The 14351-nt window shown below is 66.7% G+C and carries 11 protein-coding genes; 2 read left to right on the top strand and 9 right to left on the bottom strand.

Annotated features, from left to right (window positions below):
• The first annotated feature begins 13 nt into the window (after positions 1 to 13).
• Positions 14 to 1039, top strand: coding sequence for a zinc-binding alcohol dehydrogenase family protein (locus tag ACH196_RS18250; RefSeq protein WP_396648390.1), 1026 nt, complete (start codon positions 14 to 16; stop codon positions 1037 to 1039).
• 59 nt (positions 1040 to 1098) lie between these two features.
• Positions 1099 to 1392, top strand: coding sequence for a hypothetical protein (locus tag ACH196_RS18255; RefSeq protein ID WP_396648341.1), 294 nt, complete (start codon positions 1099 to 1101; stop codon positions 1390 to 1392).
• 216 nt (positions 1393 to 1608) lie between these two features.
• On the opposite strand, the gene ACH196_RS18260 is transcribed toward ACH196_RS18255, so the two are convergent.
• The 9 genes from ACH196_RS18260 to ACH196_RS18300 form a co-directional block, all read right to left on the bottom strand.
• Positions 1609 to 2826 (bottom strand): VWA domain-containing protein, encoded by a 1218-nt coding sequence (locus ACH196_RS18260; protein ID WP_396648342.1) that lies wholly within the window; start codon positions 2824 to 2826, stop codon positions 1609 to 1611.
• On the bottom strand, positions 2819 to 5113 hold the full coding sequence (locus tag ACH196_RS18265; protein WP_396648343.1) for a DUF5682 family protein: 2295 nt from the start codon (positions 5111 to 5113) through the stop codon (positions 2819 to 2821). Before ACH196_RS18265 ends, ACH196_RS18260 begins: the two co-directional genes overlap by 8 nt.
• Before the next feature lie 3 nt (positions 5114 to 5116).
• Positions 5117 to 6196 carry an AAA family ATPase gene (locus tag ACH196_RS18270; RefSeq protein ID WP_396648344.1) on the bottom strand — a complete coding sequence of 360 codons (1080 nt, stop codon included), beginning with the start codon at positions 6194 to 6196 and terminating at the stop codon, positions 5117 to 5119.
• A 14-nt stretch (positions 6197 to 6210) separates the two neighbouring features.
• On the bottom strand, positions 6211 to 7629 hold the full coding sequence (locus ACH196_RS18275) for a DUF5691 domain-containing protein (RefSeq protein WP_396648345.1): 1419 nt from the start codon (positions 7627 to 7629) through the stop codon (positions 6211 to 6213).
• The gene (locus ACH196_RS18280; RefSeq protein ID WP_396648346.1) at positions 7629 to 9020 is read right to left on the bottom strand and encodes an SWIM zinc finger domain-containing protein; all 1392 of its coding nucleotides are present in this window, start codon (positions 9018 to 9020) and stop codon (positions 7629 to 7631) included. Before ACH196_RS18280 ends, ACH196_RS18275 begins: the two co-directional genes overlap by 1 nt.
• A 248-nt stretch (positions 9021 to 9268) precedes the next feature.
• A complete protein-coding gene (locus ACH196_RS18285; RefSeq protein ID WP_396648391.1) occupies positions 9269 to 11566 on the bottom strand; it encodes an FdhF/YdeP family oxidoreductase in 2298 nt (765 codons plus the stop codon).
• A 193-nt stretch (positions 11567 to 11759) separates the two neighbouring features.
• Positions 11760 to 12224, bottom strand: a complete 465-nt coding sequence (locus ACH196_RS18290) for a DUF1348 family protein (RefSeq protein ID WP_396648347.1) — start codon at positions 12222 to 12224, stop codon at positions 11760 to 11762.
• 101 nt (positions 12225 to 12325) lie between these two features.
• The gene (locus ACH196_RS18295; RefSeq protein WP_396648348.1) at positions 12326 to 12838 is read right to left on the bottom strand and encodes a Dps family protein; all 513 of its coding nucleotides are present in this window, start codon (positions 12836 to 12838) and stop codon (positions 12326 to 12328) included.
• 95 nt (positions 12839 to 12933) lie between these two features.
• Complete coding sequence (locus ACH196_RS18300) at positions 12934 to 14178, bottom strand: cupin domain-containing protein (RefSeq protein WP_396648349.1); 1245 nt, start codon at positions 14176 to 14178, stop codon at positions 12934 to 12936.
• Positions 14179 to 14351 lie beyond the last annotated feature (173 nt).

A 14351-nucleotide genomic window follows, 5' to 3' on the forward strand; every position in this document is an offset into this window, starting at 1 on the left:
CATGAACGCCAGCGTGAACATCGTCCGATGCGTCGCCCCAGGAGAGCTTGAGTTCACCGCCCACTCCGCGCTCGGCAGTCCGCCGGAAGGATGGGCACTGATCGATGTCGCCCATGTCGGCATCTGCGGCACCGACTATCACATCTTCGAGGGCAAGCATCCGTTTCTGGCCTATCCGCGCGTTATGGGCCATGAAGTTTCGGGCATTGTCTCCGAGATCAATGGACCCGCCGCCGTGTCTGTCGGACAGGACGTCATCATCAATCCCTACCTGTCGTGTGGAGCGTGTGTCGCGTGCCGCCAGGGGAAGCCCAACTGCTGTGTTTCGATCCAGGTGCTCGGCGTGCATTGTGACGGTGCCATGAGCGAGCAGATACTGGTTCCCGTAGCGAACCTGCTGCCGACCGGAGGCCTGTCGCTGATCGAGGCCGCGACGGTCGAATTCCTGGCTATCGGCGCTCACGCGGTGCGCAGGTCCATGGGCGTTCCGGGGAGTCGCGCGCTGGTGATCGGCGCCGGGCCGATAGGTCTTGGCACAGCGCTGTTCGCCCGAATCGCGAAACAACAAGTGACCATCATGGACGTTAGTACGGAGCGGCTGGCCTTTGCCGCGCGGCAGCTCTGTTTCCTCGTCATCGACGCGTCGAAAGGGCAGGTTCTCGAAAACGTAACCGAGCGAACCGTCGGAACGGGTTTCGACGTCGTCTACGACGCAACGGGGAACAGCCGTTCGATGCAGGCTGCCTTCGCCTATGTCGCGCATGGCGGCGTCCTGGTCATGGTCAGCGTCGTCCAGGACGACATCACCTTCTCGGACCCGGAATTCCACAAGCGGGAAATGATGCTGATCGGCAGCCGCAACGCCACAAACGCCGATTTCGAGCACGTCGTCGCGTCGATCCGCGCGGGCAAGATACCGGTCGACCGGCTTGTCACGCATCGCACGACGCTGCGCGACAGCCCGCGCGACATCGCACTCTGGGCACATGAAAAGGACGGTCTGATCAAGGCCATGATCGATGTCCGAGGCACGCGCTGACGGATGCCGGCACTGTTTCTCTCGACGCGCTGGGCATTTGCCGGCGCGGCGTCCGCAACGTGCTCGCCCATTTCGGTATCCTGCCGCCCACGGGCAAGCCGCGGCAGGCAAAGCCGGAAAACATCCTGCGCATACCGGGCCATGACGGCTATGTGCTGGCGACGAGTTCGGGCGTGTTCGAGCCGTTCCATAGGCTGGGCACGCCGGTGCGCGCCGGTCAGGAGGCAGGGCGTATCCACAATCTCGGCGATCCGGCGCGCACCGGAGACGCTCCACTACGCGGCGGACGGGATCGTGTATGGCATCCGCGCGCCGCTTTCCGCATCGACGGCAAGGCGCGGGCCGAATTGTGACGAAGAATGGAGTTCGATGAATCGTTCCGCGGTGTCGGGACCACACCGGATCAGAGCCTGTTGAGATTCAGGTCAGGGCGAGGCGAAAATGGTGCTTTTCGAGAACCGGAGCGGAGTGTACGTGCTGGTACATGAGCACCGGAAGCGCAGAAAAGTGCCATTTGCAGCCCGCTCTGGCCTGAATATCAACAGGCCCTAGAATGTGCCTCCTGCATTCTATTCATCGGCCTGAACCACCTTGATATCTGCACCGGCCAGGAATGCTACGATATCGTCCCGGCGCAACGCTGCAGCCATGACTTCCGGAAAGAGGTCTGGCGTGCAGGTGAAGACCGGGACGCCCAGGCCGGCGACGAGCCCGGCCATAGAGGCGTCATAGGCGGGTCGCCCCTGGTCGGTCAGCGCCAGAAGCACGATGACGTTGACGCCCGAGCGGACAAGTGCGGCCAGCCGGCGCAGCATCTCCTTGCCGGTGCCGCCTTCGTAGAGGTCGGTGATCAGGATGAGATGCGACTTCGTCGGTCGCTCGATGCGGTCGGTGCAATAAGCGACGGCCTGGTTGATGTCCGTGCCACCGCCGAGCTGCACGCCGAACAGCACCTCGACCGGATCGGCGAGATCGTCGGTCAGGTCGACGATCGCCGTATCGAAACAGACCAGCTTCGTCTTCACCACCGGCAGCGAAGCCATGACGGCGGCGAAGATCGAGGCGTAGACGACCGAACTCGCCATCGAGCCCGACTGGTCGACGCAGAGCACGACTTCGTCGAGATCAACCAGCCGCCGTTGCTTGCGCATGAAACCGACGAGTTTTTCCGGAACGACGGTTTTGTGCTCGGGCTGGTAGTGGCGGAGGTTGGCCTGGATGGTGCGCCGCCAGTCTATGTCGCGCTGGCGCGGCCGGTTGGTGCGCCGCGACTTGTCGAGCGCGCCGCGGATCGCTTCCGCCGTCTTGCGCTCCAGCCGTTCGATCAGTTTTGCGACGATGTCGGCGATCAACCCGCGCGCCAGATCCTTGGTCTTGGACGGCATCACGTTGCGCAGCGAGATCAGGTCGGCGACAAGATTCACATCGGCCTCGATCGCCTTCAAGAACTCCGGCTCCATCAGCATCTGCTTCAGGTCGAGCCGCTCGAAGGCGTCCTTCTGGATAATCTGCACGACCTGCTGCGGGAAGAAGGAGCGGATGTCGCCCATCCATTCGGCCACGCGCGGCGCCGAGCGACCGAGCCCGCCGCGCCGCTTGCGCGAATCCTGGCCCTTGTCCTCGCCGTCGCCGTAAAGCGCGTTCAGAGCCGCCGAAAGCCGCCGGTCCTCGGACGAGAGCGCCGACGATTGCGCTCCGTCGGCGCCGACGGCGAGCCGCCAGCGGCGCTCGCGCTCGGCGTCGGGGGAAAGGTGCTCCGGCGTTCCGGTTTCGGTCGTGTCATCCATTGGCCGCTCCGCCAAGCAGGGGTTGCAGCGCCGCCAGATGCCTCCGCCAGCCGGCGCCTCCGTCGGGCGCCGGCGCCAGTGTCGCCGGCAGCCGTCCGGCGCGCCCGAGCACGGCCTCGATCAGGCGCTTGCGCTCCATGCTGTCGAGGCTGGAGAAGACGCGCCGCAGCAGTGGCAGGTGGGCGGTGAAAGTCTCGCCGTCGAGGCTTTTCAGCCACGCATCGACAGCGCCGCGCAAGGCCTCGTCATAGATCAGCCGCCGGCCCGCGCCACTGAAAAACCCTTCGAAGAAGCCAGCGGCGTCGAGCGCCGGCGTCCCGGGCGACAAGCGCCGCTCCAGCAGCGCGGCGGCTTCCAGCGCGCTCAGCGCTTCCGCCTCGTAGAGCAGATGCGCCGCGCATCCGGCGACCAGCGGTGTCGAGCGGGCATTGTCGAGAACATCGGCAAGTCCCTTGCGCCACACTTCCAGGACCGGCTCTCCGGCCTCGACCAGTTCGATGCCGCTGTCGGCGGCCCGCAGCGCTGCGGCGAGCGAGCCGGCGGCATCGGTGTCGAGATCGCGGGCGGCATAAGGCAGCGCGATCGCCGCCTCGATCGTCAGGCGCTCCAGCAGTCCGGCGAGACGCCCCGCATCCGTGCGCCGCGCCTCGCCGTAACGCGTGATGTCGGCCAGCGGCGGGATGGCGGCCAGCATCTCCTGGCAATTGCTGCTCAGGGCCGCGCGTTGTTCGAGCGCCGCCAGTCCCGCCATTGACGCCTCAGCGAGATCGGCGGTGATTGCGCCCTGCACCAGCTTCGCCAGTACGTCGAGGCTGTCCGCCGTACCGAGCATTTGGATCAGCCGGCCATTGGCCGCCTTGGCGATGGTTGGGCCGTGGATCAGGTTCTCCACCAGCCGCACCGCGTATTCAGGCTCCCAGCGCAGCGTCCAGCGCTCGCGGAACGTGCCGCGGCTGCGGCCGGCATCGGTGATCCGGCCCCACGGCACGCCGAGCACGTTCAGCCGATGCAGCAAGGTCGAGCGATAAAGTCCGCTTTCGGAGCGCAGGTCGACGGCCAGTTCGCGCTCCAGCGCCTCGGGTTTCAGCCGCGCTTCCTTCTGGCAACGCTGCAGATCCTCGATAAGCGGCGCCAGCGGGACGTCCGGCGGAATTTCGCCGACATCGCTGCCGAGCAGAAGTTCGGCCTCGATGACTTGCCACAGGATCGCGTCGCCGTTGAACAGCGCCGCAATCGCCGCGTCGCGCAGTTCCTCGAAACCGGCATTGGGCCGTTCGCGGATCGCCGCCAAGGCGCGGGCCAGCCGTTCAGCCTCGATCAGCGACGCGGTCGAAATCAGGTGGCCTTTCGCGCGCAGCACGCCGGCGATCCTTGCCAGCCAGACACTGGCGGCGTCTTGGCGCCGGCGCATCTGCCACAGATGCTTGCTCCAGCCGGGCGCCGTCACGCCGGCGCCGTAGCCGTGGGCGAAGGCGAGGCGTGGACCTGTCCAGGGCGCCCAGGTCATGGCGCTCTTCTTGCGCGACATGCCCTTGAGCAATGTCTGATCGTCCTTCCTGGAGGCGGCCGATTTCAGCGCCGGCACGTGCCAGGCGCCGCAGACGACGGCGATTGGCCCATCGAATTCCTTCTCGGCCGCCGCGATTGCCTGCCGCATATGCGCCTCGCGCTTGGCCTCAAGCGCCGGAAGATAGGTCTCGCCCTCCCGCAGCGCGCTCATCGCATCGGCGATCGCGGCGAAGATCGGCCCGGGCGCCGGGTTCTGCTCGATGACGTCGGACCACCAGCTTTCGCCGTCCTCATAGCCGGCGGCGCGCGCCAGCGTGCCGATCGGATCGCGCATCTGCAGCGGCTCCTCGGCGACGTCCTCGCCGAGATGCCGCGCCTCGGCGGCATCCTCCGGATTGGCCGCCAAGGCTGTCCCATCGTCGGGCTCGCTGTCGGGTGCCGGCCGCCGCTCCTGCATCGAAGCGAACCGCTCCGACGAGGGCAGGTCGATGAAACGGACCGTCGCGCCGTTGCGTACAGCCCACAGGACGGCCTGATACTCCGGCGAGAATTCCGCGAACGGCCAGAAACTGGTCGCTGTCGGGTCGTCTTCCGGATAGCAGAGCAGCGCCACCGGCGGCCGCATCGCCGCGTCGGCCAGCATCGGCAGCAGGCCGGAGGCATCGGCCGGGCCTTCGATCAGCACGGCGGCCGGCCGCAATTCGTCGAGCGCCTTCAAAAGACTGTCGGCGGAACCCGGCCCGTGGTGGCGGATGCCGAAATAGGAGGTTTTCGGCATCGGTCAGAGCGAGTCGTTCAGCGCCTTGTAATAGGCTGCGTAGTCTGGTCGTTTCTTCAACACCGTCTCCAGATATTCCTCCAGCACCGCCTTGTCCTGCACTGGGTCCTTGACGATCGCGCCGACCATGTTCGGGGCGAGCCCGTCGGCGGACAGTTTGCCGCCGTCGAACCATGCCGCCTGGCTGAGACCACCCACCACGGTGGCGATTGCCTCGGCGGTGGAGAGCGACCCGGACGGCGTCTTCAGCGTCACCTTGCCGTCGGCGGTCGCTCCGGACCGCAACTCGCGGAAGATGGTGAGCACGCGGGCGATCTCGTCGCCGACATTCTTTGGCACCGGCAGGTCGAGCCCGCCGGCCATTTCGCCGACGCGCTTCGAGACGATGCGCACCTCCTCCTCCATGTCGTTGGGCAAGGGAAGCACGACCACGTTGAAGCGGCGCTTCAGCGCCGAGGATAGTTCGTTGACGCCCTTGTCGCGGTTGTTGGCTGTGGCGATGACGTTGAAACCGCGTGTCGCATAGACGGCCGAGTTGAGCTCGGGGATAGGCATCATCTTTTCCGACAGCACGGTGATCAGCGTGTCCTGCACGTCGGAGCCCATGCGGGTCAGTTCCTCGAGCCGGCAGAGTTTTCCGTCCTGCATGGCGCGGTAGAGCGGCGTCGGTACGAGTGCCGCCTCGCTCGGCCCCTTGGCCAGCAGCTCGGCATAGTTCCAGCCGTAGCGAATCTGGTTCTCGTCGGTGCCGGCGGTGCACTGCACGAGCATGGTGGAATCGCCCATGATGGCGGCCGCCAGATGCTCCGACACCCAGGATTTCGCCGTGCCGGGCACGCCGAGCAGCAGCAGCGCGCGGTCGGTGGCGAGCGTGGCGACGGCCGTCTCCATCAGCCGCCGGCTGCCGACATATTTGGGCGAGATCACCGTGCCGTCGGCGGCCTTGCCGCCGAGCAGGTAGGTCAGCACGGCCTTTGGCGACAGCGTCCAGCCTTGCGGCTTCTGTGCGTCGTCGTCGCGCGCCAGGGCTTGCAGTTCGGGGGCATGGGCCTGTTCGGCGGGCAGGCGGAGCAGGGCGGTCATCACATCTCTCCAGATCAGCTCTTTGGTTCGCCGAGAGCGGCGTTGAGGCGCAGCAGCGCCAGCGAGGGGTCGGCGGAAGCGAGACCGGCCGCGGTCAGGTCGGCAAGAATGGCCTCGGCGGCGAAAGGCGTCGCCAGAAAACCGAAGGCGCCGAGATCGAATGTCCGCCGGTCGGTGTCGTTGCGGCCGGCGATCGCCGCGCGGATCTCCTTGTAGAGGCGTGAGCCCATCAGCTCGTCGCGTCCAAAGCTGCCGGGCTGGGTCTCTTCGGTGGCGTTGAGCATGGGCAGCATCGTCGCGCCGCCGGCAAGCACGGCCTTCACGAAGCCGCGCCGGGCCGCGTCGCCGAGGCGCGGCAGCAACTGCCGCAGCGACGCCAGGTCGCCGAGCGCCAGCAGCCGTTCGCCGAACTGCGCCACCGCCGTGTCGCTGCCCGAGGCGGCCACCATGCCTGCGAATTCGCGATCGGCGCCGGCCGTGCCGCCAAGCTGCCAGCCGGCGACCAGTTCCTCCTCGCTGGTGTCGAGCCGCGCGGCCAGGTCGACCAGTTGGCAATTTTCGAACAGCTCGGCGCGGCGCTGCGTCTGCGCGTTCGATTTCAGTTCACGCGGCGTGTAGGTCGTGCGCCGGCGCAGCAAGCCCGTCCGGCCCTGCTCGATGAAGCCGGCGAGTTCCGTCGCGTCGGCCGCGGTCTCGCTGCCCGTGCCTGCCTGGCCGATGCGGGCGAGCAGGCGGGCGGCAAGCTGTTTCACCTTGCCGGAACGGTCGGCCGAAAGGCTTTGCAGGTATGGCGCGTCAGCGACGTTCAAATTGACGCGCAGCAGTTCGACCAGGGTAAGCCGCGCCTCCGCCGCTTCCGAGGCTGCCTTGGCCTCCAGCAGCGCCCGCGCTTTCGCCGGGTCGGATCGGCGGATATCGGCCAGCGCGATTCGCCGCGCCGCCGGGTAGAAATCGGCCCAGTTTTCGGTGTTCAATTCTTCGAGGGCGCGCGCCGCCTTTCCGTCGCCTTGCGCCTGCCAGTCGGACCATGGCGCATAGACTGGCGGGGCGTCGAGATCGGAAGCGGCCGGCATCCAGTCGAGCGGGTGGGCGACGAAACCGCGCGCCGCCGCGAGGGCGGCGACCCGCGTGCGCCCGCGCCCATCGGATGCCTGCCGGAGTGCGGCGCGAAACAATGGCCGCAAACATTCGGGAAGCGCTGGCAGCTCCAGCCGGGGAAGGGGCGCGCGGCGGGCAAGCGATTTCGGCGCCGCCGGCCGGAAGGCGACGTCCAGCGCCTGACCGGCGATCGCCAGCAGCAGGCGTTCCCGGTCGTCCGCCGGCGCGGCCGAAACCAAGGCGCTCCATTCGGTCGGCGCCAGGTCAGCCGCCGTCCCGCCGGTGATCCAGCAGTCGCGCATGTTGGCCAGGGCGGAGCGCTCGGCGTCGTTCATCAGAAATCGAGCCTTCCGAACGCGGTTCGCGCGGCGAGCAGGTCGAGCCGCGCGCCGTCCCACAGGCCGGCGGAACCGTCCAGCGGGATGCCGAGCGCCGCCTCCGGCGGGCTGCCCGCGACCGGCAAAGCGATGCCGTTCGACCCGCCGTCGGCCTGCCACCACAGCGCGCCGCGTTCGTCGCGCGCCAGCGATCCGGCTGGTAGAAGCAGCGGCGACTGGCTTGTCCAGGCCGCCGCGTCCTGCCTTGACGTATGCGCCGCCAGCGGGTCGGCTGCGGCTCCCACCGGTGAGGACGGCCATGTCTCGTCGGATGGGCGATCACCGCCGCGCTCGGCCACCAGTGCGCGCATCGGCAGGCGCGCCGGGTAGAAAACCAGTCTGGCATCGAACCGCTCGCCCGGAGAAAAGGCCTGCGAGCGCCGCCCCGCCGAAGCCGGATAATAATCTTGAAGCAGGGCGAAGCGCGGCTCATCCCCTGAGACAGCCAGGAGCCAGGTCGCGTGGCTGACCAGGCCGTCGCGCCGCGTCTCGATGCGCTCGCCAAGCACTTCCCAGGTGGCCGAAACGTGCAGTGCGTCGGCATCGCCGAGAATTTGCTCGCGCGTCTCCGAGGTAGAAACGAGCCGCTTCAACTCGGGATCGTCGGGTGCAGCGCGCCACGCACGCGCAAGCAGCACCAGCTTGCCAAGTTCGCGGATCGCCGCCTCCGGCCGCTCCTCGCTGCGCAGCGCAAGCAGCGTCGCGGGAAACTCGTCGAGGCGGCTGGCGAGCGCGGCGGCCTTGGCGTCGACCAGGCGTGCGGCGATGCGACGGCAGCGTTCCCCGGCTGCATCGACAAAACTCGACAGGCCAAGGCGGAGCTGGTCGGATATCCATTGGTCGAGTTCTTCGAGGCCGGCGGCGATCGAAACCCGAGTGTCGTCGGCGCGCTTCTTCTGCGCGGCCTCGCGGCGTTCGGCCGCTGCCGGATCCTCGGCCTTGGCCTCGATCACGGTCGCCTCGGCTTCGCCGATGCTCTTGCCGGCCGGGCCGGCGGCGGGCGCCGTCGATGCGGCGCCCTTGCGGCGGCGTCCGAGCCAGTCATTGACCCATTCCGGTATCTGGTTGGAGGGGGAAAAATCGTTCGGCTGGGTGGCGCTGATCCACATCAGCGCCAGCGAATGCTTGCAGGGGAATTTTCGCGACGGGCAGGTGCACTTGTAACCCTGGTCGCCGGCGTCGACGACTACGCGGTAGGGATTCGCGCCCGACCCCTGGCATTCGCCCCACAGCAGGCTGTCATGCTTCTCCAGCCGAACCCAGTTGGATTTCCTGGTCAGCTTCGAGGCAGAGTTCAGCGATGCCTGGTCCGGCGCAAGCGCTTCGATGGTCTTGAGATCGAACGTCAAGCCGGTCCTACCTTGGAATCAATCGCACGATCACCATCATTGGCGAGACTTCAAGTCCGGATCTGCATGTTCGGCCAGCTTAAAATAAACTCCGATCCTTTCCGGTGGGATAACGGCTACCAAATGGTTGCTGTCGGCCGCCGAGCAGCGCAACAATATAGGCAAGTCCGATCGTCACCGTCGGCCGCAGGATGCGGAAGCCGCTGGTCAAGGCCTATCGGAGCCGGGCCAGGATGCGGCGTTCATGGTCACGCCGCCTCGGCTTCGGCCCGCGCCCGCACCAGGCGGATCGGGATGCCCTTGAAGGAGGGCGTGAAACTCATCGGATCGTGGGCCGCGAGCGGTACCAGCGGATTGACCTCGGGATAATAGGCGGCGCAGCCGCCGGCGGGGAAGGCATAGGCCACCAGCTTGAAATTGCGGACCACCCGCTCGACGCCGTCGTCCGACACGGTGACGAGGTCGACGCGGTCGTCCGGCTTGAAACCGCGCTTTTCGATCTCCTCGGCGCTGATGAACAGCACGTCGCGCTGGCCGAAGACGCCGCGATAGCGGTCGGAGAGCGAATAGAGCGTGGTGTTGTATTGGTCGTGGCTGCGCACGCTGGTAAGCCACAGCACGTCCTCTGCCTCCTCCGGATCCTCGCCCAGCCCGTCGAACAAAAGGAAGTTGGCCTTGCCGGAAGCGGTCGCCCAGATGCGCTCGCGCGCTGTCGAGGTGAGGTGGAAACCGCCGGGTACCCGGATGCGGGCGTTGTAGCCCTGGAAGAACGGGAACACGGCTTCCATGGCGTCGCGTATGAGGTCGTAGTCGGCGACGAATTTTTCCCATTCCACCACGGAACGCTGCCCGAGCGTGGCGCGCGCCATGCCGGCGACGATGGCCGGCTCGCTCTTAAGGTGTTCGGAAGCCGGCTCGTTCATGCCGGTCGAGGCATGCACCATCGACATCGAATCCTCGACGGTGATGGATTGCGGGCCGGTCGCCTGCACGTCGATCTCGGTGCGCCCGAGGCACGGCAGGATCAGCGCTTCGCGGCCATGGATGATGTGGCTGCGGTTGAGTTTTGTGGAGACGTGGACGCTGAGGTCCAGGCGGCGGAACGCATCCTGCGTGACCTGCCAGTCGGGGATCGCCGCGACGATGTTGCCGCCCATGCCGATGAACACGCGCGCCTCGCCCTTGATCATTGCTTCCAGCGCGGTGACGACGTTGTGCCCGTGGGCGGCGGGTGGTTTGAAGCCGAAACGTTTTTCAAGCCGGCCAAGGAATTCGACGGTGGGGATCTCGGTGATGCCGACCGTGCGGTCGCCCTGTACGTTGGAATGGCCGCGCACCGGGCACAGGCCGGCGCCGTCCTTGCCGATATTGCCCTTGAGCAGGCAGAGATTGGCGAGCTGCTGGACGTTGCGCGCGCCGCGCCGGTGCTGGGTAATGCCCATGCCGTAGACGACGATCGCCTTCTCCGCCTTCATGTAGGCATGGGCGGCTTCTTCGATCGCCGCGCGCGTGAGACCCGAGCGTCGCTCGATGTCTTCCCAGCGTGTCGCCTTAAGGTCGGCGACGAGAGCTTCGATGCCGACAGTGTGGCCGCGGATGAAATCCCAGTCGAGGGCCTCGATCTGGTGCTCGGCGCGCAGCCGCTCGTCCTCCTCGACCATGACCTTCATCAGGCCCTTGACCACGGCGACGTCGCCGCCGACCTTGACCTGATGCAGGCGCGAGCTGATCGGGGTGGATGTCAGCGTCGCCATCTCGATCGGGCTCTGCGGCGCCTGGAAACGCTCCAGCGCCCGCTCGCGGAAGGGATTGAACGAGATGATGGTGGCGCCGCGCCGCGAGGCTTTGCGCAGGCTGGTCATCATGCGCGGGCTGTTCGTCCCTGGGTTCTGGCCGAAGATGAAGATGCAGTCGGTCTTGTCGAAATCGTCGAGCAGCACCGTGCCCTTGCCGACGCCGAGCGACAGCGGCAGGCCGACGCTGGTCGCCTCGTGGCACATGTTGGAACAGTCCGGGAAATTGTTGGTGCCGTATTCGCGCACGAACAACTCGTAGAGGAAGGCGGCCTCGTTGGAGGTGCGGCCGGAGGTGTAGAACTCCGCCATATTGGGATCGGGAAGGGCGGCAAGATGCCGGCCGATAGTGGCGAAGGCGTCCTCCCAGCTCACCGGCAAATAGCGGTCGCTGGCCGCGTCATAAGCCATGGGATGGGTGAGGCGTCCCGCCATCTCCAGCTCGTAGTCGCCCCATGACGCAAGCTCGGTGACGGTGTGGGCGGCGAAGAATTCCGGCGTGCAGCGTTTCGCGGTCGCCTCCCACGCGACCGCCTTGCCGCCGTTCTCGCAGAACTCGAAGGACGAGGTGTGTTTAGGATCGGGCCAGGCGCAGCCGGGGCAGTCGAAGCCGAGCGGCTGGTTCATGCGCAGCAGCGTCGTCGCGCCCTTGACCGGTATGTCCTGCTCGACCAGATGCTCGCCGAGTGCCTTCAGCGCCCCCCAGCCGCCGGCCGGCCCGTGATAACGGCGTATGGACTTCTTGCCGGGCATGTCGGCCTCCTTGATGTTCAGCGAGATGCCGGATGATACCGGCAATGTTCAGCATGATCTTTCCGAGAGGTTCGCTGCTTTCCGATTTGCACGCCGAGCCCTCGGCGGTGACGGGCGGCTGGATGGCGGCGGGTCAGGCCGTGCAGGCAAAAAATACCGGCGCGCCAGATGATCGAGGCGGCGCGCCGGGACGTCAAAAGCCGAAGCTGCTCAGACCGGGATGATCGTCCGGACGCCGGCCGAGGGGCCAGTGGAATTTTCGGTCGGCCGCGGCGATCGGATGTTCGTTGATGCTGGCGATCCGGCGGCGCATCAGCCCGTCTCCGTCGAACTCCCAGTTCTCGTTGCCATAGGCGCGGAACCACTGGCCGCTATCGTCATGATATTCGTATGCGAACCTGACCGCGATGCGGTTTCCCGAAAACGTCCAGAGCTCCTTGATCAGCCGGTAGTCGAGTTCCCTGTTCCATTTGCGGGTGAGAAAGGCCTCGATGGCTTCCCGGCCCGTCACGAACTCGGCGCGATTTCGCCAGGCGCTGTCGACCGTGTAGGCGAGCGCTACCCGGCTGGGGTCACGACTGTTCCAGCCATCTTCGGCCAGCCGCACCTTTTCGATGGCGGTCTGTTCCGTGAAGGGCGGCAGGGGCGGGCGGGACATGGTTTGCATTCCTCCTTGAAACGTACCTGCCTCGGGCAGGTGCCGGCGGATCGAACGCGGCCCGCCGTCAGAAGGTTTGCCGCGTCGATCGATTTGGCTGCTCAGTCGGTCGTCCGGCCGGCCTCGAATAGGAACCAGGTGCGCCGCTCGGCCTCGTCGATCCAGACTTCCAGCAGGCTGGTCGTGGCCACGTCTCCGTGCTCCTCGGCGACGCCATGCGCGGAGCGCAGCAGGCCGGCAAAAGTGCGGTTGTCCTGCGCGAGTTCGGCCAACATGTCGCGCGGCGTCACATAGGCCGCGTCATTGTCGGGGATGCGCTGCTCCCTGGCGATCTGCCCGACGGAGCGCAGCGTCGTGCCGCCGATCTTGCGGCAGCGCTCGGCGATGTCGTCGGTGATGGCGAATATCTGCTCGCCCTGTTCGTCGAGCAGCAGGTGATAGTCGCGGAAATGCGGGCCGGACATGTGCCAGTGAAAGTTCTTGGTCTTGATGTAGAGCGCGAAGGCGTCGGCCAGCAGCCCGGTGAGGGCGGCGGATATGTCCTTGGCGGCGTTCTCGCCAAGGTCGGACGGGGTGCGGAGTTTTGCGGTGCGCAGGCGGGCGGTGTCGGTCATGACGGTGGGCCTCTAGGTTTGGCGGTTGGGTCGAAGGAAGTGACGCGAGGAGAGATTTAGGCACCTTTCGCAACGAGGCGAGCCTCTGTCGCGGATCAGCGTGGCATGATGCCGGGACGGTCGTTGGGGAATTTCGCCAGCACGGCGGGATCGATGTTGAGATGCTGGGCGACCAGTTGCGGCGGCGTGTGCGTGAGCCAGTCGGAAAGGCCGACCTCCTGGTATTCGGCGATCTTGAACACCGCCAGGAAGCGTAGTTCGGTGGTGCCGGTGTTCTGGATGAAATGGCCCTGGCCGCGCTTGACGTAGCCGATGTCCCCGGCGTGGAAGTCGCCCGTCTGGGCGCGCGGGCCGGCGTCGAATACGGTCATGCGGCCTTCGCCCTCGATCCAGTATTGCCATTCGTCGGCGTTGGGATGCCAATGCATCTCGCGCACCGCGCCGGGCGCCAGCGTCTCCAGCGCGGCGGCGATCGTTTTCGACACCTTGAAGGTCGAACTGTCGGCCAGTCGAAGCTTGCCCGACTTGTTGTTGCGGATCGGCTCGGACTGGCCGAGGCGGAAGGTGAAGGGTTCCGGCGGCGTTCCGCCCGAGGCGACGGCGGCCTGGTCGGCTGCGAGGGAGCCGGGCTCCTTGCCCTGGAATATCCAGAGATCGTTCAGCGGGATCGACTTGAAGGTGTCGGCCGGCACGCCGAAATTCAGCGCCAGCACCTCCGGCGGCGTATGCGCCAGCCAGTCGGTGACGAGCAGCGTGTTGTATTCCGACTGGTTGCCCTGGTCGAAGACGATGACGAATTCGCAGCCGTCGGGGCCGAGCCCCTGCAGCGAGTGCGGATAACCCGCCGGGAAATACCAGAGGTCGCCCGCTTCCACGTCCTGCACATAGGCGCGGCCCTGCGGGTCCAGCACGGTGACGCGGCAGCGGCCGTTGGTCATGATCGCCCATTCGGCGGCGAGGTGCCAGTGCATCTCGCGGATGCCGCCGGGGCCGAGCCGCATGTTCACGCCGGAGACGGCCTCGGAGATCGCGAAGTCCGACTGGGTGACCTGGCGCGCCCAGCCGCCGTTCTGGATGCGCTTTGCGGCGGTGTTGAAGGACGACCAGAACTGCGGCATGTCGCCGATGTCGGTCGCCGGCGGGCTGCCGCGCGAGGGGAACTGGCTGTCGAGGACCGGGTTCTTCGGTCCCGGATCGGAAAGCCCGGCGGGATTGGCGTTGATGGCGCCCTCCGCCGGCTGGTCGGGGTTGCCGAAGCTGGCGGCGTGGGCGGTCGCGGCGAGCATGCCGCCTCCAACCGCGCCCAGCGCCAGGACTGCGCGGCGTGAAATCTGGTCCATCGCATTGTCTCCTCTCTGCTCGGGCTCGCCCGGAAATCGGCGTGGCCTCGCGTTCGCTTCGGTCTTGATGCTGTCGATAGTCGCTGAAGGAGGGCTCGAGATATTTTGGGAATGCCGGCCCGGTTTCGAGAATGCCGGGAGAGTTCAGCCGGCGCCAGCGGGAAAAATGGTCG

The sequence above is a fragment of the Mesorhizobium sp. IMUNJ 23232 genome, assembly GCF_044326205.1.
Classification (GTDB): domain Bacteria; phylum Pseudomonadota; class Alphaproteobacteria; order Rhizobiales; family Rhizobiaceae; genus Kumtagia.